Below are 21,737 nucleotides of genomic sequence, written 5' to 3'. Positions count from 1 at the left end.
ATATTAGTTCCAACGGTTGTTATTAAACTGATTTTTTTTCCAGTACCACATCATTAAAAATCCTATTGATGCACCACCCAAATGTGCAAAATGGGCTACGCCATCGTCGCCACTTCCAAATAATGACTGCCCTTTTAGACCCATAATTAAATCATATACTAAAATGCCGGGAACAAAATATTTAGCCTTTATAGGAATAGGGAAAAACAATAACATAAGCCCTGCATTTGGGGCTATAAATGCAAACGCAACAAGTATACCGTAAATTGCTCCGGATGCACCCACAGTAGGAATATAATATGCCGACGTTAAAGTGTCAAATTGGGACTGGTCAATTTTGCCATACAAAGGCTCAAAATTATGAGTGTTTAAAGCCGTTAATATATCCTGATGCGATAGTCCGCTGGCCATTAATGTATTTGCTACGTTGTAAAACGATATATAATTTATACCTATATGCAGTAACGCAGCTCCGAGTCCGCATGATATATAAAAGAAAATAAATTTTTGGGCTCCCCATACCTGCTCCAGAAACGAACCAAACATAAACAAACCCAGCATATTAAACAGTATATGCATTACATTGCCATGCATAAACATATAGGTTAAAGGCTGCCATAATTTAAATTCAGGATTTTCAGGGAAATGCAGCCCTAAAAATGATACCGCTACTTCCTGGCCAATAAGGTATGTTCCAACAAAAAATATTATGTTGATTATAATTAACTGCTTAACAGTTTCGGTAATACGCATCATATAGCAAATCGTTTGTCTAAATCTTCCACACTTACCGTTATGAAAGTTGGTTTATTAAAAGGTGAAACTCCCGGTTCTTTACAGGCAAAAAGTGAGTTTACCATATTCTCCTGTTCTTTTTCAGATAATGCAATACCTGTTTTTATAGCCAGGCTTCGCGCCATAGACTTCGCAATACTGTCAGTCTGGCTGAAACTACTGTCAGGCACTTCCTGCTGCAGGTCATTAATAAGTTCTTCCAAAAGTATAGAAACCTCACTTTCAGCAACATTTACCGGAAGTCCGGACACTACAACATGGTCTTCATTAAACCCTGCAAAAACAAAGCCAGTATTCTCTAAAGCACAACGCATTTCCTGAACAAGATCTAATTCTGTTTTATTGAAATACAGCATTAAAGGAAAAAGTAACTGCTGACTGGCAGCATGATGAACAGTAATATTTGTTAAAAACTGCTCATACAATATACGCTGATGCGCCCGCTTCTGATCTATAATTACAAGCCCCGACTTAATAGGGCTTACAATATATTTTTTATGTATTTGGTAGGTTTTCTGTACCGCCTGTTCTACTTCGCTATCATTAAACAGCGAGCCCGTAACTTCCTCCGATTCAAAACTTATTTCTGTTACCGCTATATCTTCAGCAGCTTCAGATAAACCGTTATAAAGGCTTTCCCAAACGGGAGCTTTTTCAGCTTTCCTGAAGGACTGAGAAGGCGAAAACCCACCAGATGACCCGGATGTTGCTCTTGAAGGTTTTTCATCAGCAAAAGGGTTAAAATTCCTGTTTACCTCTACAGTTGGCATTACCGCTTCTTTACTTTCATAGGTATAGGGCGTGTCGAGATTTGCATCGCGGTCAAAATCAAGTACCGGAGCCACATTAAACTGCCCTAAGCTGTGTTTTATAGCCGAGCGGAGAATGGCATATAGCGCATGTTCATCGTCAAACTTAATTTCAGTTTTGGTAGGATGAATATTAATATCTATAGTATTAGGCGGAACATCCAGATACAGAAAATATCCGGGCTGGCAGCCATCTTTTAGCAAACCTTCATAAGCTGCCATTACTGCATGATGAAGGTAACCGCTTTTTATAAACCTGTTATTTACAAAAAAGAACTGCTCCCCCCTGTTTTTCTTGGCAAACTCCGGCTTACATACAAATCCCTGAATCTGTACTATTTCGGTACTTTCGGTAACGGGTACTAATTTCTCATTAGTACGCCCGCCAAAAACATTTACTATACGCTGGCGCTGATTAGAACCCGGCAGGTTAAACATTTCACTGCCGTTATGATACAACATAAAGCTAATGTTAGCGTGTGCCAGTGCAACACGTTCAAATTCATCAATAATATGGCGAAATTCTACCGTATCGCTCTTTAAAAAGTTACGTCTGGCAGGAATATTAAAGAATAAATTTTTAATGGAAAATGATGTGCCTCGTGGCAATACAGCGACATCCTGAGAAATGAATTTACTGCCTTCAATAATAATGTGTGTACCCAGTTCGTCCTGATCTTGTTTGGTTTTAAGCTCCACATGGGCAATAGCCGCGATAGATGCCAGCGCTTCTCCCCTAAAGCCTTTGGTATGCAGTGAGAACAAGTCCTCCGCATGACGTATTTTAGAGGTTGCATGGCGCTCAAAACAAAGGCGCGAATCGGTTACGCTCATACCCTTTCCGTTATCTATAACCTGAACAAGAGTTTTACCTGCATCTTTAATTATTAGTTTGATCTCAGTAGCACCTGCATCTACAGCATTTTCGAGTAATTCCTTTACTACCGAAGCCGGCCTTTGCACCACCTCTCCGGCAGCTATCTGGTTGGCAACGTGATCTGGAAGTAATTGAATGATACTCGACATAAGGAAGGGAAATATTGTTTATTGATTAGCTTCAAAGTTAAGGAAATATTGTGGACGGGGAAAGAAGCTTAATACGTAAATATGACTAGCTAACTTAAAAAAAAGATTGTATGTTTATTAACATAAAAACATTGTTCATGAATAAAATTGAATGGGTAGATACTCTTAGGGTTATTGCCACTATCAGCGTAATATTATTACATGTTGCTGCCCCGGGAGTAGTAAGTTTGGGTACAATTGAAATGTACGATTGGAACGTTGCAAATATTTTTGATAGCTCTGTTAGATTCTGCGTCCCGGTATTTGTAATGATAACCGGTATATTTCTGTTAAATAAAGATTATGACATTAAAGATTTCGTAACCAACAAACTCTTTAAAATAATTATTCCTTTTCTATTTTTCAGTATCATATATATACTTTACACTTACGGTATTCAAAGAATATATAATTTTGACCTTAAGGACTTACCTTCATATGCACTTAAGAGTATAGTACATGGTAGTTACTACCATTTATGGTATATCTATATGCTCATAGGTTTATATCTCATAACACCAATATTGAGGATTTACACAAAAAATGCAACTAAGAATAACTTAAAATATTTTCTCATATTATGGTTTATTTTTAATTCAGTAAATAATTACTCACTCAATTCATACTTCCCAAATTTCCAGATTTCAATCTTTGCTAACTATACAGGGTTTTACATTCTTGGTTTTTACTTATCAAAATATAACACTATTACATTTATTCAAGGTTTGATACTGTACATCAGTGGAACAATTATAACAATTGCAGGTACATATTATTTTGCAGTTAAGGATAATTATTTCAATGAAATGTTTTATAGCTACCAAAGTTTCAATATAATATTACAAAGCATTGGTATATATATAATTATATTCAAATCAGATATAAGAAATAAATTAGTTAAAACCACTGTAAATTTATTGTCAAAACACAGCTTTAATATATATTTAATCCACGCATTGATCCTCTCCTTATTAATAACTTACGGTATGACCTGGGATTTTATTAGTCCAACTATAGGAATACTAACATCAACAATAGTATGCCTTCTGCTTAGCCTCTTAACAAGTGTAATTATAAAGTCGATTCCCGGTCTGAATAAATATTTATAAAATTATAGCAATAATAAAAAGTTTAACAAAGTATCAAAATACAAATAATGACACAAAAAGCGATGCCTTTCGCAGCCTGCCTAATCATACTTCTGCTATCTTGCAAAAAAGAACAGGCTAGAGTGGATGTTTGTATTAATGGAACCTTCAGGACTTACCAATGAGTATGCAAATTTTCATGAACAACCAACCTATACATATGGCTGGATATTGAAATCCGATACTGATTTAAAATAAAAACAAAAAACCCTTTCATTACTGAAAGGGTTTTGTTTTTATTAAGCTTGTCCCGCAGGACCGAAACTCAAAGGAATAGCGGGTTGTTCCGTATCGCTTATCTGCCCGTGGGCACTTTCAAAACGGTGTATGTTTTCACCCAGTGCCTTAAGCAGCCTTTTAGCGTGCTGAGGCGTTAACACAATTCGTGATTTTACTTTTGCCTTAGGCGTACCCGGCATAATACTCACAAAGTCCACAACAAACTCAGAAGCCGAATGGTTGATTATAGCAAGGTTACTGTAAGTTCCCTCTGCTGTTTTTTCATCCAGTTCTATGTTTATTTGTCCCGGTTGTTGTTTTTGATCACTCATTGTATTAGTAGTTATATTCCTCCTTAGGAGTTAATAGCTCATTGTATTCTTCTTTAGAACCTACGATAGTGTTATCATAGTCTCTCATACCTGTACCTGCAGGTATTCTGTGACCAACAATTACATTCTCTTTAAGTCCTTCAAGTCCGTCAACTTTACCAGCTACAGCTGCCTCGTTAAGTACTTTCGTTGTTTCCTGGAACGATGCCGCAGAAATAAACGATTTAGTTTGAAGCGATGCTCTTGTGATACCCTGAAGTACTGGTGTAGCAGTTGCAGGAACTACGTCTCTTGCAGAAACTAAGTTTTGGTCGTTACGTTTAAGCAATGAATTCTCATCCCTTAGTTCACGCGGAGTGATTATCTGGCCCGGTTTAAGGTTTTCAGAATCACCTGCGTCTTCTACAACTTTCATTCCATATAGTTTGTCGTTTTCCACAATAAAGTCAGACGTATGTATTAGCTGATCTTCAAGGAAAAGTGTATCTCCCGGATCTTCAACCCTTACTTTACGCATCATTTGGCGGATAACAACCTCAAAGTGCTTATCATTGATTTTTACACCCTGTAAACGGTAAACTTCCTGAATCTCGTTCACTAAGTACTGCTGTACTGCAGATGGCCCCTGTATCCTAAGGATATCCTCAGGAGTAATAGCACCGTCAGATAACGGAAGACCTGCTTTAACGTAGTCATTTTCCTGAACAAGGATCTGATTAGATAACTTAACTAAGTATTTTTTAATCTCTCCAAATTTAGACTCGATAATGATCTCGCGGTTACCCCTTTTGATCTTACCGAAAGAAACAACACCGTCAATTTCAGAAACTACCGCAGGGTTAGAAGGGTTACGTGCTTCAAGAAGCTCAGTAATCCTTGGAAGACCTCCTGTGATATCGCCCGCTTTAGATGAACGTCTTGGTATTTTAACAAGAATCTTACCAGCCTTAATTTTCTCACCATTGTCTACCATAAGGTGGGCACCTACCGGTAAGTTGTAAGAACGGATAAGCTCATTGTCTTTACCATATATCAATAACGTTGGGATTAATTTCTTATTCCTTGCCTCAGAGATAACTTTCTCCTGGAATCCGGTCTGCTCATCGATCTCAACCATGAACGATTGTCCCTGTTCGATATCTTCATAAGCAATTTTACCTGTAAATTCAGAGATGATAACCCCATTATACGGGTCCCATTTACATATTACAGTTCCTTTGTCTACCACTTCTCCGTCTTTAACGTAGATGCTTGAACCGTAAGGAATATTGTGTGTATTTAATAGAATTCCTGTATTCTCGTCAACTAATTTCAATTCTGTAGAACGTGAAACAACGATATCTGTTTCGTTGCCATCAGTATCTTCGCCCTTAACAGTTTTAAGGTCTTCGATCTCCAGTCTACCACGGAATTTAGTAATGATGCTTGATTCTTCAGAAATACCACCCGCAACACCACCAACGTGGAATGTACGTAGTGTAAGCTGTGTACCCGGCTCACCAATTGACTGAGCAGCAATTACACCAACAGCTTCACCCTTCTGAGTCATTTTACCTGTAGCAAGGTTACGTCCGTAACATTTAGCACAGATACCTTTAGTAGCCTCACAAGTTAATGGAGAACGTACTTCAACTCTTTCAATAGGAGCTGCATTTATAGCTTTCACTTCAGCTTCGGTAATCTGAACACCTGCGTGAACAAGTACTTCGCTTGTAAGTGGATTAATAACATCCTGAAGGGCAACACGTCCTAATATACGCTCACCTAGAGATTCAACGATCTCTTCGTTTTTCTTAAGTGCCGAAACTTCAATACCTCTTAATGTACCACAGTCAACAGAGTTAACAATAACATCCTGAGAAACGTCATGCAGCCTTCTTGTAAGGTATCCTGCATCCGCCGTTTTAAGAGCGGTATCCGCAAGACCTTTACGCGCACCGTGAGTAGAGATAAAGTACTCAAGGATAGAAAGACCTTCTTTAAAGTTTGAAAGGATCGGGTTTTCAATAATCTCACCACCACCGGCAGTTGATTTTTTAGGCTTAGCCATCAAACCACGCATACCTGTAAGCTGACGAATCTGTTCCTTAGAACCCCTCGCCCCCGAGTCAAGCATCATATACACCGAGTTGAAACCTTGCTGGTCTTCTCTAATGTTTTTCATTGCAAGCTCCGTAAGCAACGCGTTTGTAGATGTCCAAACGTCAATTACCTGGTTGTAACGCTCATTATTGGTAATAAGACCCATGTTATAGTTCATAGAGATAGCATCTACCTGCTCGTTAGCATCGGCAATAAGCTCCTGCTTTCTTGGAGGAATGATAATATCACCTAAGCTGAATGACAAACCACCTTTGAAAGCGAATTTGTAACCCATGTCTTTCATGTTGTCAAGGAAGGCAGCCGTTGTAGGTACATCGGTAACACTTAAAATCTGTCCGATAATATCTCTAAGCGACTTTTTTGTAAGGATTTCATTGATGTATCCTGCCGCTTCCGGCACCACCTCGTTGAATAATACCCTACCGGCAGTAGTCTGGATAATTTTCCATACCAGCTCGCCATTTTCATTGAAATCTTTAGCACGTATTTTTACACGCGCATTAAGTTCAAGTTTGCCTTCATTAAGTGCAATATGTACTTCTTCTGCAGAATAGAATGTAAGGCCTTCACCTAAAATTTTGTGAGTTTCAGTTGAAAGACGCTCTTTGGTCATATAATAAAGACCAAGTACCATGTCCTGAGAAGGTACAGTGATAGGCGCACCATTTGCAGGGTTAAGGATATTGTGAGAAGCAAGCATTAATAACTGCGCCTCAAGAATAGCCTCCGGCCCTAACGGAAGGTGAACCGCCATCTGGTCACCATCAAAATCCGCATTAAACGCCGTACATACCAATGGGTGAAGCTGAATAGCTTTTCCTTCAATAAGTTTCGGCTGGAATGCCTGTATACCTAATCTGTGAAGAGTAGGAGCCCTGTTTAATAGTACCGGGTGTCCTTTAATTACGTTTTCAAGGATATCCCAAACTACAGGTTCTTTTTTATCAATTATCTTTTTAGCAGACTTAACTGTTTTTACAATTCCACGCTCAATCAGTTTTCTGATGACAAATGGTTTGTAAAGCTCAGCGGCCATATCTTTAGGAAGACCACACTCAAATAGTTTCATTTCAGGCCCAACAACAATTACCGAACGTGCAGAATAATCAACACGCTTACCAAGAAGGTTTTGACGGAAACGTCCCTGTTTACCTTTTAATGAATCTGATAATGATTTTAATGGCCTGTTAGATTCTGTTTTAACAGCAGATGCTTTCCTTGTATTATCAAATAACGAGTCAACAGATTCCTGAAGCATACGTTTTTCGTTACGAAGGATTACCTCAGGTGCTTTAATTTCCATTAACCTTTTAAGACGGTTATTACGGATAATTACCCTACGGTAAAGGTCATTTAAATCTGATGTTGCAAAACGTCCGCCATCAAGCGGCACCAATGGGCGAAGCTCAGGCGGTATAACAGGTATAACTTTAAGGATCATCCACTCAGGGCGGTTCTCCCTGTTAAGATTAGACTCACGGAATGATTCTACAACCTGAAGTCTTTTAAGGGCTTCAGTTTTACGCTGTTTAGACGTTTCAGTATTAGCGCTGTGGCGTAACTGGTAAGAAAGCTCATCAAGATCAATTCTTGCAAGCAGGTCCATAATACACTCAGCACCCATCTTAGCAACAAACTTGTTAGGGTCTGTATCGTCTAAGTATTGGTTTTCCATCGGAAGAGTGTCCAGAATATTCAGGTACTCTTCTTCAGTAAGGAAATCAAGCCTGTTAAGGGTTTCCCCATCCGGTCCTTTAGCAATACCCGGCTGAATAACCACATACCTTTCATAGTAAATGATCATGTCTAATTTCTTAGACGGCAAGCCAAGTATATAACCAATTTTGTTAGGAAGCGAACGGAAATACCATATATGGGCAATAGGCACTACAAGGTTAATGTGCCCTACCCTGTCACGGCGTACTTTCTTTTCGGTAACTTCAACACCGCATCGGTCACAAACAATCCCTTTATAACGAATCCTTTTATATTTACCGCAAGCACATTCAAAATCCTTTACAGGACCAAATATACGCTCACAGAAAAGGCCGTCTCTTTCCGGTTTGTGGGTACGATAGTTAATAGTTTCCGGCTTAAGAACTTCACCTCTTGATTCAGCCAGTATAGACTCCGGCGAAGCAAGGCCTATAGATATCTGGTTAAATCTTTTAATGGTATTTTTATCTTTTAATCTCGTCATGATATGTAATCTATCAATTTATTAAAAAAGTATAGAAGGGAATGGTGCACAGCACCATTCCCATGGAAATTTATTCTTCTAATCTGATGTCAAGTCCAAGCCCCTTAAGTTCATGCATTAATACATTGAACGATTCAGGTAATCCCGGTTCTGGCATAGTTTCACCCTTAACGATAGCCTCGTAAGTTTTAGCTCTACCAATAACGTCATCCGATTTAACAGTCAGTATCTCCCTTAATGTACTGGAAGCACCATAAGCCTCAAGAGCCCAAACCTCCATCTCTCCAAAACGCTGACCACCAAATTGCGCTTTACCTCCAAGAGGCTGCTGCGTGATAAGCGAGTATGGACCAATAGAACGTGCGTGCATCTTATCATCTACCATGTGTCCTAATTTCAGCATATAGATAACACCTACTGTAGCCGGCTGGTGGAAACGTTCTCCCGTTCCTCCATCGTAAAGGTAAGTGTGGCCAAATCTTGGAATACCAGCTTCATCTGTAAGAGCATTGATCTGGTCAAGGGAAGCACCGTCGAAAATAGGAGTAGCAAATTTCTTTCCTAAGTTCATACCTGCCCATCCAAGAACCGTTTCATAAATCTGACCAATATTCATACGTGAAGGTACACCAAGAGGGTTAAGTACGATATCCACCGGAGTACCATCCTCAAGGAACGGCATATCTTCGTGGCGAACTATTTTAGCAACAATACCTTTATTACCGTGACGACCCGCCATTTTATCACCCACTTTAAGCTTACGTTTCTTAGCAATGTAAACTTTAGCAAGTTTTAAAATACCTGACGGAAGCTCATCTCCTACAGTAATGGTAAATTTCTCCCTTCTTAAAGCACCCTGAAGGTCGTTCAGCTTAATTTTATAGTTGTGGATAAGGTCGTTAACCATTGCATTGGTTTCATCGTCCGTAGTCCACTGACCTTTTGTTAAGTGAGCGAAATCTTCAACAGCATAAAGCATTTTCTGAGTGTATTTCTTACCTTTTGGTAGTACTTCCTCACCCAGGTCATTCATAACTCCCTGAGAAGTTTTTCCGTTAATGATATTGAATAACTTGTCAATAAGTCTGTCTTTAAGTTCATTGAACTTAACTTCAAAGTCCATTTCAAGTTTTCCTAAATCATCTTTATCTTTTGTACGCTTACGTTTATCTTTAACGGCACGTGCAAATAATTTTTTGTCAAGTACAACACCGTGTAATGATGGAGAAGCTTTTAATGAAGCATCTTTAACATCACCCGCTTTGTCACCAAAGATGGCACGAAGAAGTTTTTCTTCAGGTGTTGGGTCTGATTCTCCTTTTGGAGTAATCTTACCGATAAGGATATCGCCTGGTTTAACCTCGGCACCAATCCTGATCATACCATTTTCGTCAAGGTCTTTAGTAGCTTCCTCGCTCACGTTAGGAATATCGTTAGTCAACTCTTCGTTACCTAACTTAGTATCCCTTACTTCAAGAGAGTAATCATCTACGTGGATAGACGTAAAGATATCATCACGAACTACTTTTTCAGAGATCACGATAGCATCCTCAAAGTTATAACCTTTCCAAGGCATGAACGCCACTTTTAGGTTACGACCAAGAGCAAGTTCACCATTTTGTGTAGCATAGCCTTCACAAAGAACCTGGCCAAGTTTTACCCTGTCACCTTTTCTTACGATAGGCTTAAGGTTAATACTTGTACTCTGGTTGGTTTTTCTAAACTTAATAAGCTGATATGTTTTCTCATCCGGATCAAAGCTTACGCTTCTTTCACGATCAGTTCTGTCATATTTAATTGTAATCTGGTTTGCATCAACATACTCAACAGTACCATTGCCTTCGGCATTAATAAGTACCCTTGAGTCAGAAGCCACCTGGCGCTCCAATCCTGTACCCACAATTGGGGCTTCCGGACGTAAAAGAGGAACTGCCTGGCGCATCATGTTCGATCCCATCAACGCACGGTTAGCATCATCGTGCTCTAGGAAAGGAATCAATGAAGCCGAAATAGAAGCAATCTGGTTAGGAGCAACGTCTGTATAATGTACAGAAGTTGGATCTACAACCGGGAAGTCACCTTCCTCACGGGCAATTACTTTTTCAGCAGTAATTTTACCCTCATTGTCCATCTCAATATTTGCCTGAGCAATCATTTTACCTTCTTCTTCTTCAGCGCTTAAGTATATAGGAGTTGATTCAAGATCTACTTTACCATCAACAACTTTACGGTAAGGAGTTTCAATAAAGCCCATTCCGTTAACTTTAGCATAAACACCAAGAGACGAGATCAAACCAATGTTTGGTCCCTCAGGTGTTTCGATAGGACAAAGACGGCCATAGTGTGTATAGTGAACATCTCGAACCTCGAAACCTGCTCTTTCTCTCGAAAGACCACCTGGTCCAAGTGCAGATAACCTCCTTTTGTGAGTAATCTCTGCAAGTGGGTTTGTCTGGTCCATGAACTGAGACAACTGGTTGGTACCAAAGAAAGAGTTGATTACCGATGACAATGTTTTAGCATTGATAAGGTCGATAGGTGTAAACACCTCGTTATCCCTAACGTTCATACGCTCTCTAATCGTTCTTGCCATACGGGCAAGTCCTACACCAAACTGAGCTGATAACTGCTCACCTACCGTACGAACACGACGGTTAGATAAGTGGTCAATATCATCAATCTCTGCTTTAGAGTTGATTAGCTCAATAAGATACTTAACAATAGTAATGATATCCTCTTTGGTAAGCACCTGCTTTTCCATTGGAATATCAAGACCAAGTTTTTTGTTCATTCTGTAACGACCAACTTCACCTAAGTTATAACGCTGGTCAGAGAAGAATAATTTATCTATAATGCCACGAGCTGTTTCCTCATCAGGTGGTTCTGCATTACGCAGCTGACGGTAAATGTGCTCTACAGCTTCTTTTTCTGAGTTTGTAGGGTCTTTCTGTAAAGTATTATGGATAATAGCATAATCTGCCTGATTATTATCCTCTTTATGAAGCAGTATCGTTTTTACATTAGAGTCGATAATTTCCTCAACATTATCTTTGTCGATTATAGTATCCCTGTCTAATATAATTTCGTTACGCTCGATAGAAACCACCTCACCTGTATCCTCATCCACGAAATCTTCGTGCCAAGTATTCAATACACGTGCAGCAAGCCTTCTGCCGATATACTTTTTAAGACCTGTTTTTGAAACCTTGATTTCTTCAGCAAGGTCAAATATTTCAAGGATATCTTTATCTCTTTCAAAACCAATAGCCCTGAACAACGTTGTAACAGGAAGCTTTTTCTTTCTGTCAATGTAAGCATACATAACACTATTAATGTCTGTAGCAAACTCAATCCAAGAACCTTTGAAAGGAATTACCCTTGCAGAGTATAATTTTGTTCCGTTTGCGTGGAATGACTGGCCAAAGAAAACTCCGGGAGACCTGTGAAGCTGAGATACAACTACACGCTCTGCACCGTTGATAACAAAAGTACCGCTAGGAGTCATATAAGGTATAGTACCTAAATATACATCCTGTACAATAGTTTCAAAATCTTCATGCTCAGGGTCTGTACAGTACAGCTTTAACCTTGCTTTTAAAGGCACGCTGTATGTAAGTCCCCTGTCTATACATTCTTCAATTGTATAACGTGGCGGATCAACAAAGTAATCAAGGAACTCCAATACAAACTGATTTCTGGTATCAGTAATCGGAAAGTTTTCCATGAAGGTGTTATAAAGACCTTCGTTGCCTCTTTCATCTGATTTGGTTTCAAGCTGGAAAAAATCTTTAAAAGATTTTACCTGAATGTCAAGGAAGTCCGGGTAATCAGGGATGTTTTTTGTTGAGGCAAAATTTAATCTTTCAGTCTGATTTGTTATCATCAATGGACAAAATTTTGATTAAAATAATTTATTAAAAACGTATAAAATGTTATTATACGAAAAATGGTTTAGGCCTTTGAGAGTACTTCTCAAGGCCTAAACCTGGGTTTTGTAACCGATGTAAGCTTATTTAAGCTCAACAGCAGCTCCAGCTTCTTCTAAAGCTTTCTTAAGGCCTTCAGCCTCTTCTTTAGAGATGCCTTCTTTTACGTTTGCAGGAGCTGAATCTACAAGATCTTTAGCTTCTTTAAGTCCTAAACCTGTAAGTTCTTTTACAGCTTTAACAACACCAAGTTTAGAAGCACCAGCATCTTTAAGAACTACAGTGAATTCAGTTTGCTCAGCAGCAGCAGGAGCATCTCCACCAGCAGCAGGACCAGCAGCAACTACTGCAGCAGCAGCAGGCTCGATTCCATACTCATCTTTTAATATTGTAGCTAGTTCGTTAACTTCTTTAACTGTAAGGTTAACTAGTTGTTCTGCGAATTGTTTCAAATCTGCCATTTTTTCTATCGTTTTAAATAGTTTGTAATATATAATTTATAAAGTGCGTTCTCGCGAGGTTATTATCTTTCAGATAATGTTTTAACAATTCCTGCAATTTTTCCACCACCTGATTTAAGGGCAGAAACAACATTTTTAGCAGGAGACTGAAGAAGACCGATGATCTCTCCGATAACTTCGTCTTTAGATTTAAGCGACACAAGAGCATCTAGCTGGTTGTCACCAATGAATACAGCCTCATGGATGTAAGCACCTTTAAGTACAGGTTTATCAGATTTTTTACGGAATTCTTTAATGATTTTAGCAGGAGCGTTTCCATTCTCTGCAATCATAATAGATGTGCTTCCTTTTAGGATAGATGGTAATTCACCATAGTTGTTCTCTAAACCTTCCATTGCTTTTTCAAGCAGGGTGTTCTTAACAACTTCAAGTTTTATACCAGCTTTAAAACAAGCTCTCCTTAAGTTTGAAGTATTCTCTGCATTAAGTCCTGAAATATCTGTTACATAAACAACGTTTGTACCAGCCAACTGTGCAGTTAAATCTTCAATAACTCTTGATTTTTCTTCTTTGGTCATAATAAAACTTTTTAACTACCAATTATACTGCTTTAGGATCTAAAGCGATAGCAGGGCTCATAGTAGAAGAGATGTGAATACTCTTAATGTATGTACCTTTAGCTGCAGTTGGTTTCAATTTAACTAATGTTTGAATGATTTCGTGAGCGTTCTCAGTTATCTTGTCAGCATCAAAAGAGATTCTTCCAATTCCTGCATGAACTATACCGGTTTTATCAACTTTAAAGTCAATTTTACCAGCTTTAACTTCCTGAACAGCTTTACCTACTTCCATAGTAACAGTTCCCGTTTTAGGGTTTGGCATAAGTCCGCGAGGACCTAAGATTCTACCTAAAGGACCTAGTTTACCCATAACTGCAGGCATAGTGATGATTACATCAACATCTGTCCATCCGTCTTTAATTTTCTGAAGGTATTCATCTAACCCTACATAGTCAGCACCGGCAGCTTTAGCCTCAGCCTCTTTATCAGGAGTTACAAGAGCAAGTACTCTTACATCTTTACCTGTACCATGAGGAAGTGTAACAACACCTCTTACCATTTGATTCGCTTTTCTTGGATCTACACCCAGACGCACTGCGATATCAACAGACTCATCAAATTTTGCAGTAGCAACTGTTTTGATTAATGCAGAAGCATCTTTCAATGAATACAGCTTGTTCTTCTCAATTTTTGAAGCAGCCTCTTTTTGTTTTTTTGTCAATTTTGCCATTTCTTCTTTTTCTTTAGATTAAAAAGGAGCTGTTCCTGATACTGTTATACCCATAGACCTTGCTGTTCCGGCAACCATACTCATCGCTTTCTCAATAGTGAAAGCATTTAAGTCAGCCATTTTGTCTTCAGCAATAGCCCTGATTTGATCCCAGGTAACGCTAGCTACTTTCTTACGGTTAGGCTCACCAGAACCTCCTTTAAGTTTAGCAGCGTCCAATAATTGGATAGCAGCCGGTGGCGTTTTAACAACAAACTCGAAAGACTTGTCTTTATACACAGTAATTTGTACTGGTAAAACTTTGCCTGGTTTATCCTGAGTCCTGGCATTAAATTGCTTACAGAACTCCATGATGTTAACTCCAGCAGCCCCCAAAGCAGGTCCAACCGGTGGCGACGGGTTCGCAGCACCTCCCTTAACTTGTAGTTTAACTACTTTACTAATTTCTTTAGCCATTTCTTTAAAAAAATTTAGCACATCTTCATTGGAAGCGAATGATGTGATTTATAATAAGTGTAACAAAAATTATACTTTTTCAACCTGCATGAAGCTAAGCTCAAGCGGAGTTTTTCTTCCAAAAATCTTCACCATTACTTCAAGCTTACGCTTTTCTTCATTAACTTTTTCAACGCTACCGTTAAAACCGTTAAAAGGCCCGTCAATAACTTTAATAGTCTCGCCCACTGTAAATGGTATAGAAACATTATCAGTTTTAACAGACAATTCGTCCACTTTACCAAGCATCCTATTCACCTCAGAAAGGCGCAAAGGAACTGCATCGCCACCCTTAGTTTCCCCAAGGAAGCCGATAACGCCAGTAATAGACTTTATAATATGCGGTATTTCACCGGTTAAGTTAGCTTCAACCATTACATACCCCGGAAAATAAACCCTGTCTTTGCTGATCTTTTTTCCGTCACGCACCTGAACCACTTTTTCAGTAGGAACAAGCACCTGAGAAATATAGTCAGACATTCCAAGCCTGTTTATTTCCGTTTCTATGTAGTTTTTAACTTTATTTTCCTGACCGCTTACCGCTCTAACCACATACCACTTTTTGACATTGTTATCAGTCATTGCAATAAAATTAATTTTTTAGAAACTTATATACATTTGCTACAAGAACCTCAAAGCCCTTGTCTATACCAAAAGTAATCAAGGCAAATATTATCGAAAACACAGCTACGATAACAGTAAGGCGTTGCACCTCAGCCCATTCCGGCCATGTTACATTCGTTTTTAACTCAGTAAATGCTTCTGATATGTAATTAGTAACTTTTGCCATTGTATTTCGTTTTTTGCACGGGCGGAGGGATTCGAACCCCCATCAACGGTTTTGGAGACCGCTATTCTACCCTTGAACTACGCCCGTTTATTAAAAGCCAGCTGCTGCCGGAGCATCAGGCTGGCTTTTTTATATTTATTATAATTAGTCTAGGATTTCAGTAACCTGACCAGCACCTACTGTACGACCACCCTCACGGATAGCGAAACGAAGACCTACGCTAAGAGCGATTGGGCTAAGTAGTTGCACATCAATCGTAAGGTTATCACCCGGCATAACCATCTCAACACCTGCAGGAAGAGAAATTGTTCCTGTTACGTCAGTTGTACGAACGTAGAACTGAGGACGGTAGTTGTTATGGAATGGAGTGTGACGTCCACCTTCTTCTTTTTTAAGGATATAAACCTCAGCTTTAAAGTGAGCGTGTGGTTTTACAGATCCTGGCTTGATAATAACCATACCTCTTTTGATATCAGCTTTATCAATACCACGTAAAAGTAAACCTACGTTATCTCCAGCCTCACCTCTGTCAAGGATTTTACGGAACATCTCAACACCAGTAATAGTAGAAGTAAGCTTCTCAGCACCCATACCAATGATTTCAACAGCATCACCTGTATTAGCAACACCAGTTTCGATACGACCTGTAGCAACAGTTCCACGACCAGTAATTGTAAATACATCTTCTACAGGCATAAGGAATGGTTTTTCAACGTCACGAACAGGAAGTTCGATCCAGTTGTCAACAGCATCCATTAATTGCATAACTGTATCAACCCATTTTGGCTCACCGTTAAGTGCACCTAGAGCAGAACCCTGAATAACTGGTCCGTTATCACCATCATACTGGTAGAAAGAAAGTAGATCTCTGATTTCCATTTCAACTAGCTCAAGAAGCTCAGCATCATCAACCATATCCACTTTGTTCATAAATACAACCATTCTTGGAACACCTACCTGGCGACCTAGAAGGATGTGCTCACGAGTTTGAGGCATCGGTCCATCAGTAGCAGCAACCACAAGAATTGCACCGTCCATCTGAGCAGCACCAGTAACCATGTTCTTAACGTAATCCGCGTGACCCGGACAGTCAACGTGAGCGTAGTGACGGTTAGCTGTAGCATACTCTACGTGAGAAGTATTAATTGTAATACCCCTTTCTTTTTCTTCAGGAGCATTATCAATTTGATCAAAAGATTTTGCCTCAGAAAGACCTGCGTCAGATAATACTTTAGTAATAGCTGCAGTCAAGGTTGTTTTTCCGTGGTCTACGTGTCCAATTGTACCAATATTCAAGTGGGGTTTGGAACGATCAAAAGTTTCCTTTGCCATGATTTAATAATTTAATCTTAGTTATATAATTAGTGTTCAAATTCTTTTAAACTTGAGCCAATGACGGGAATTGAACCCGTGACCTCTTCCTTACCAAGGAAGCACTCTACCCCTGAGCTACACCGGCAACACAACAGCAATGCTGTTTTAGTGGGGAGAGCAGGATTCGAACCTGCGAAGGTTTCCCAACGGATTTACAGTCCGTCCTCGTTGGCCGCTTGAGTATCTCCCCTAACCTTTATTTTTCAGTTGCTTTTTTAAAAAAGCGCTTAAGCGATAGCCATTTCATTACTTTAACAACCTCACCCTCAGTGAGTCAGTATTTTAAAAACAACAAAATAACCAAAACCCTTTATTTGAGCCGATAGAGGGACTCGAACCCACGACCTGCTGATTACAAATCAGCTGCTCTAGCCAGCTGAGCTACACCGGCAACTTACAATAAAAAAGTCCGCTATTTCTAACGGACTGCAAATGTATAGAATTTATTTTTTAATCAAAACATTTTTCAACATTTTTTTTAATTATGAATGTGCCCTGATTTTTTGTTTTCTCTTCATTAATAAACGTTCCATAGAATCAGCAGCCAGCTCTACCGCCTCCTCAAATGTTTTGCACTGTTTTTTGACTATAAATTCATCTCCCGGGACCATAATTTTTATTTCAGCAACTTTATTTTGCTTCACACTCGTATTATCCAGTTTAAAATAAACATCAGAATTTACCACTCTGTCATAATACTTTTCAAGTCTGTTCAATCTGTCCTGAACATAGCCAACCAGTTTTCTGTCAACATTAAAGTTGACCGCATGAACATTTACCTTCATAATCTAAACTTTTTTATCGTTAAACACTTAGGACTTATCCTGACTTCGCGGATGCGAATCTCCATACACTTTTTTAAGCTCAGCCAGACTGCTGTGGGTATATATTTGTGTAGAAGACAAGCTTGCGTGGCCTAATAACTCCTTTACTGAATTTAAATCGGCTCCGTTATTAAGAAGATGTGTTGCAAAAGTGTGACGAAGCACATGCGGACTCTTCTTTACCTTACCGGAGACAACACTAAAGTAACTATTTATTAACCTATAAACAAACGATTCACTTACTTTATTGCCCCTGCTATTTAAAATTAACACATCCCTATCTGCAACTTCAGACAGAGAGCGCCTTTCAGCCAGATAACGACTTATAAGCAACGCTGTACAGGCAAGCACGGGCAGTATACGCTCCTTATTACGCTTACCTAAAACTTTCAATGTATTATTACCCGCATCAAAGCTATTTAACTTAAGCCCGATAAGCTCGGCACGACGAATTCCTGTTGTATAGAAAAGTTCAATTATAAGCCTGTTCCTTACTCCTTCAAAATCCTCCGGATAATCAATATCAATAAGCACATTCTCAAGCTCCTTTTCAGAAAACGGAACCTGAACTTTTTTTTCTGTTTTAAGTGATTTGTGCTTCAGCAAAGGATTCACCGAAATTTGCTTAGAGCGTAAAAGAAATTTGTAAAATGATTTAAGCGAAGATATCTTTCGGTTAACCGACTTATTAGCTATACCATTTTCCACAAGCTCTACTATCCAGCTTCTAATCTGGCTATAATTAGCATCCTCAAGCGAAGCCTCTTCATCCCTGCTTTTTATGAATTGTTCAAAAGCAGCAACATCATCCGTATAGGCACGCAATGTTAGCAGGGAATAATTTTTCTCCTTTAATAAGTAATCAGCATATGCCTGTTTAGAATCAATCATAAAAAAACCGTTAACAGCAAAGTTATATAAACTTTTCTGCTAACGGTAATTATTTCGAATCCTAAAACTAATTAATTCTCTAGTGAATCTCTTAGACCCTGGATATAAGCTGCTTTTTGTACTTGTACTCTTCTAACAACAGAAGGTTTGATAAAAGCCTGACGACTTCTAAGCTGACGTACAACACCAGTTTTATCGAATTTTCTTTTGTAACGCTTAAGCGCTCTATCAATATTTTCTCCGTCTTTAATTGGTATAATCAACATAATATAACACCTCCTCTCGTTAAGGGTGCAAACTTATATCTTTTTTTTATACCTGCCAAATTAATTATTGTTTTATTTTACAGACCAAACCGAATAGCCATGCGGCGGAGCTTCAACCTTTACCCATGTATCTGCCTGTGTTACCGGCTCCCATCCTGAACTGCCTGTGTAATCTTTAATTTTAGTGCTGGCCCAATTAGTATCAACCCAACGTTCCTGCCACGAATCACTATTATTTATATATATTATAATACCGGAGCCGCCGTTTCTTCTTGCCACATACTCGTCATTATCAGCATATAAATATGTGGTACTGCCCGAAGCTTTATTATTATGAATCCAGATAAGATTATTCAGTTTGCTTTTATCCAGCCATTCTTCATAATCCCTGTAAAACACACAAGGATAACCTTCATGTGTTAATATATAAGCATAAGCAAGTAACTTATTATTGAATATCTCATTAGTATCGTGGTTAGACACAAATGTAACCGCCCTGTACGGATTTCGTTTTAAAAGCATATCACCATTAAGCTGTGTAAGATCATTATTAGCCAAAGCATCCCTCATTTTATAATAGCAGGCAAAATCAAATGCGCTTGCCTCTGCATTATTTGTCCATGATTCTAATGTTGCCGCATTTGCATCCCAATATTCGCCGACAGTAAAGCCCCCTACAGCATTTTTGAAATTCTTAACTACCCAGGGCTCAAATCCTTTTACATAATCAAAACGCCAGCCATCAAAATGCATTACATTTTTATAATATTTAGCTATAGAATTACTGTTATTATAAAGCCAGTCCTGCACATAGGCTTTATCATGACATAAGTCAGGATATCCTCCAAAGGATCCAGCATCTGAAGCATGTACATTATTAGGATGAAAATCATTGTAAGAGCGTAAAAATAAACCGGAAGCCGGTGTGAAATTTGTCCAGGTATTGCTTCCAGTATAAGGATTATATTCTGACGCTCCTCCACTGTTATGATTAATCACAATATCTGCAATAACATCTATATTGTTATTGTGCGCAGTTGTAATAAGTGACTGGATTTCGGTTAAAGAACCAAAACGGGTTTCTGTACTACCCATTTGATTATAGCTTCCAAAATCAAAATAATCAAAAGGATCATACCCCATTGAATAGCCCCCGTTTTGAGCTTTGGTTGCAGGTGGCAGCCATATAGCATCTATACCGGCACTTGCCCAGGAAGCAACCTTGCCGGATATGGTATTCCACCATGTACCCCCACCCGGTACATCCCAGTAAAAAGCCTGCATCATTACTTTTGAGCCTGCAGATTTAGGCTCAAAATTTCCATTATGAACCGTTACTTCTTCAGCATTTTTTTTAGACACATCAGCCTCATTTGAGCAGCTCCACATTAGCAATGCAGAAGCTACAATAGTAAATATGTATTTCATAATTAAAAGGTTATGTTTTTACCTAATTTATAAAAACAACCTTAAAAAAATAATTATTTAATACCACAGAAACTACTACAACGTTATAATGTTGATAAATAAAACTAAAAAAGGGTTTCTGTTACGCAGAAACCCTTTTTATAAATATTTAAATTTTAACTATTAGTCTTTCAATAGATTACGAGAAATAACAAGTTTCTGAATTTCTGTTGTACCCTCACCAATAGTACATAGCTTAGCATCTCTGTAAAACTTCTCTACAGGATAGTCTTTAGTGTAACCGTAGCCACCGTGAATTTGTATAGCTTCATTTGAAACCCTTACACATACTTCCGACGAATACATTTTACCCATTGCGCCCGCAACAGTCATTTTTTTATTATTATTTTTAAGGAAAGCAGCTTTATGAAGTAAAAGCTCAGAAGCTTCAATTTCTGTAGCCATATCGGCAAGCTTAAATGCTATCCCCTGAAAACTGCTGATAGGCTGCCCGAACTGATGGCGTTCTTTAGAATATTTAAGCGCTGCTTCATAAGCACCTTTAGCAATCCCTAAAGATAAAGCCCCGATAGATATACGCCCGCCATCCAGCACCTTCATAGCCTGAACAAAGCCATCTCCTACTTCACCAAGCCTGTTAGCATCAGGAATACGGCAATTATCAAATATAAGCTCTGCGGTTTCGCTGGCTCGCATACCCAGTTTATTTTCTTTTTTCCCGCTTGTAAAACCAGGCATACCTTTTTCAAAAACAAAAGCAGTCATTCCTTTAGAATCACCTTTTTCTCCGGTACGAACAATTACTACTGCTATATCTCCTGATTTTGCATGAGTAATAAAGTTTTTAGCTCCGTTTACAATCCAGTGGTCTCCATCCTTAACTGCGGTTGTATTCATCCCACCTGCATCAGATCCCGTATTGTGTTCTGTAAGTCCCCATGCACCGATATGTTCCGCAGTAGCTAACTTAGGCAGCCATTTCTTTTTTTGCTCGTCATTACCAAAAGTAAGAATATGATTTGTGCATAACGAATTATGCGCCGCTACAGAAAGGCCTATAGAAGGATCTACTTTAGATATTTCTTCAACTACAGTTATATATTCATGATATCCAAGACCTGATCCGCCGTACTCTTCAGGAACTAAGACTCCCATATACCCCATTTCACCGAGTTTCTTAAAAAGGCCTACCGGAAAATGCTGGCTTTCGTCCCATTCCATGATATTAGGACGTATATGTTGTTCTGCAAAATCCCTGATCGATTGGGCAATCATGTTCTGCGTTTCATTATATTCAAAATTCATTTTCGTTTTATTTTTT

General features: G+C 38.8%; 18 protein-coding genes and 4 tRNA genes. 1 reads left to right on the top strand and 21 read right to left on the bottom strand.

Features of this window, described 5'->3' with window-relative positions; all coding sequences use genetic code 11:
• Positions 1-3: 3 nt before the first annotated feature.
• Both NHE85_RS09665 and mutL read right to left on the bottom strand, forming a co-directional pair.
• Positions 4-756, bottom strand: a complete 753-nt coding sequence (locus tag NHE85_RS09665; protein WP_252811818.1) for a rhomboid family intramembrane serine protease — start codon at positions 754-756, stop codon at positions 4-6.
• Positions 753-2,630, bottom strand: a complete 1,878-nt coding sequence (gene mutL / locus NHE85_RS09660; RefSeq protein WP_252811817.1) for a DNA mismatch repair endonuclease MutL — start codon at positions 2,628-2,630, stop codon at positions 753-755. Before mutL ends, NHE85_RS09665 begins: the two co-directional genes overlap by 4 nt.
• A 137-nt stretch (positions 2,631-2,767) precedes the next feature.
• Between mutL and NHE85_RS09655 the strand changes: the two genes are divergently transcribed.
• Entirely contained in the window at positions 2,768-3,778 is a 1,011-nt protein-coding gene (locus NHE85_RS09655) for an acyltransferase (RefSeq protein WP_252811816.1), read from the top strand.
• A gap of 278 nt (positions 3,779-4,056) precedes the next feature.
• Here the strand turns inward: NHE85_RS09655 and NHE85_RS09650 are convergent, their stop codons facing one another.
• The 19 genes from NHE85_RS09650 to NHE85_RS09560 all read right to left on the bottom strand — a co-directional run bounded on the left by NHE85_RS09650 (position 4,057) and on the right by NHE85_RS09560 (position 21,721).
• On the bottom strand, positions 4,057-4,368 hold the full coding sequence (locus NHE85_RS09650; RefSeq protein ID WP_252811815.1) for a DUF3467 domain-containing protein: 312 nt from the start codon (positions 4,366-4,368) through the stop codon (positions 4,057-4,059).
• Positions 4,369-4,372: 4 nt separating this feature from the next.
• Entirely contained in the window at positions 4,373-8,671 is a 4,299-nt protein-coding gene (gene rpoC, locus NHE85_RS09645; RefSeq protein ID WP_252811814.1) for a DNA-directed RNA polymerase subunit beta', read from the bottom strand.
• 70 nt (positions 8,672-8,741) lie between these two features.
• The gene (gene rpoB, locus NHE85_RS09640; protein WP_252813295.1) at positions 8,742-12,554 is read right to left on the bottom strand and encodes a DNA-directed RNA polymerase subunit beta; all 3,813 of its coding nucleotides are present in this window, start codon (positions 12,552-12,554) and stop codon (positions 8,742-8,744) included.
• A gap of 126 nt (positions 12,555-12,680) precedes the next feature.
• Positions 12,681-13,058: a 50S ribosomal protein L7/L12 gene (rplL, locus tag NHE85_RS09635; protein WP_252811813.1), complete on the bottom strand. Its 378-nt coding sequence runs from the start codon at positions 13,056-13,058 to the stop codon at positions 12,681-12,683.
• 62 nt (positions 13,059-13,120) lie between these two features.
• Positions 13,121-13,636 carry a 50S ribosomal protein L10 gene (gene rplJ, locus NHE85_RS09630; RefSeq protein WP_252811812.1) on the bottom strand — a complete coding sequence of 172 codons (516 nt, stop codon included), beginning with the start codon at positions 13,634-13,636 and terminating at the stop codon, positions 13,121-13,123.
• Positions 13,637-13,658: 22 nt separating this feature from the next.
• Complete coding sequence (gene rplA, locus NHE85_RS09625) at positions 13,659-14,348, bottom strand: 50S ribosomal protein L1 (RefSeq protein WP_252811811.1); 690 nt, start codon at positions 14,346-14,348, stop codon at positions 13,659-13,661.
• Between the two features lie 18 nt (positions 14,349-14,366).
• A complete protein-coding gene (gene rplK, locus NHE85_RS09620; RefSeq protein ID WP_252813294.1) occupies positions 14,367-14,804 on the bottom strand; it encodes a 50S ribosomal protein L11 in 438 nt (145 codons plus the stop codon).
• 69 nt (positions 14,805-14,873) lie between these two features.
• Positions 14,874-15,425, bottom strand: coding sequence for a transcription termination/antitermination protein NusG (gene nusG, locus NHE85_RS09615; RefSeq protein ID WP_252811810.1), 552 nt, complete (start codon positions 15,423-15,425; stop codon positions 14,874-14,876).
• Between the two features lie 10 nt (positions 15,426-15,435).
• Positions 15,436-15,633: a preprotein translocase subunit SecE gene (gene secE, locus NHE85_RS09610; protein ID WP_252811809.1), complete on the bottom strand. Its 198-nt coding sequence runs from the start codon at positions 15,631-15,633 to the stop codon at positions 15,436-15,438.
• 16 nt (positions 15,634-15,649) lie between these two features.
• Positions 15,650-15,720: transfer RNA gene (locus NHE85_RS09605), tRNA-Trp, on the bottom strand.
• 57 nt (positions 15,721-15,777) lie between these two features.
• Positions 15,778-16,965: an elongation factor Tu gene (gene tuf, locus NHE85_RS09600; RefSeq protein ID WP_252811808.1), complete on the bottom strand. Its 1,188-nt coding sequence runs from the start codon at positions 16,963-16,965 to the stop codon at positions 15,778-15,780.
• A 55-nt stretch (positions 16,966-17,020) separates the two neighbouring features.
• Positions 17,021-17,092: transfer RNA gene (locus tag NHE85_RS09595), tRNA-Thr, on the bottom strand.
• 24 nt (positions 17,093-17,116) lie between these two features.
• Positions 17,117-17,197 (bottom strand) — tRNA-Tyr (locus NHE85_RS09590).
• A gap of 127 nt (positions 17,198-17,324) precedes the next feature.
• Positions 17,325-17,398, bottom strand: a tRNA-Thr gene (locus NHE85_RS09585).
• Between the two features lie 91 nt (positions 17,399-17,489).
• Positions 17,490-17,792 (bottom strand): ribosome hibernation-promoting factor, HPF/YfiA family, encoded by a 303-nt coding sequence (gene hpf, locus NHE85_RS09580; RefSeq protein WP_252811807.1) that lies wholly within the window; start codon positions 17,790-17,792, stop codon positions 17,490-17,492.
• Between the two features lie 27 nt (positions 17,793-17,819).
• Positions 17,820-18,722 (bottom strand): tyrosine-type recombinase/integrase, encoded by a 903-nt coding sequence (locus tag NHE85_RS09575; RefSeq protein WP_252811806.1) that lies wholly within the window; start codon positions 18,720-18,722, stop codon positions 17,820-17,822.
• Positions 18,723-18,793: 71 nt separating this feature from the next.
• Positions 18,794-18,988, bottom strand: coding sequence for a 30S ribosomal protein S21 (gene rpsU / locus NHE85_RS09570; RefSeq protein ID WP_252811805.1), 195 nt, complete (start codon positions 18,986-18,988; stop codon positions 18,794-18,796).
• A 72-nt stretch (positions 18,989-19,060) separates the two neighbouring features.
• A complete protein-coding gene (locus NHE85_RS09565) occupies positions 19,061-20,416 on the bottom strand; it encodes an alpha-amylase (RefSeq protein WP_252811804.1) in 1,356 nt (451 codons plus the stop codon).
• 162 nt (positions 20,417-20,578) lie between these two features.
• On the bottom strand, positions 20,579-21,721 hold the full coding sequence (locus NHE85_RS09560) for an acyl-CoA dehydrogenase family protein (protein ID WP_252811803.1): 1,143 nt from the start codon (positions 21,719-21,721) through the stop codon (positions 20,579-20,581).
• Positions 21,722-21,737 lie beyond the last annotated feature (16 nt).

It is taken from the genome of Flavobacterium sp. NRK1, from assembly GCF_024054175.1.
Taxonomy (GTDB): Bacteria; Bacteroidota; Bacteroidia; order Flavobacteriales; family Flavobacteriaceae; genus Flavobacterium.
This window is presented reverse-complemented; position numbering and strand designations above follow the sequence as displayed.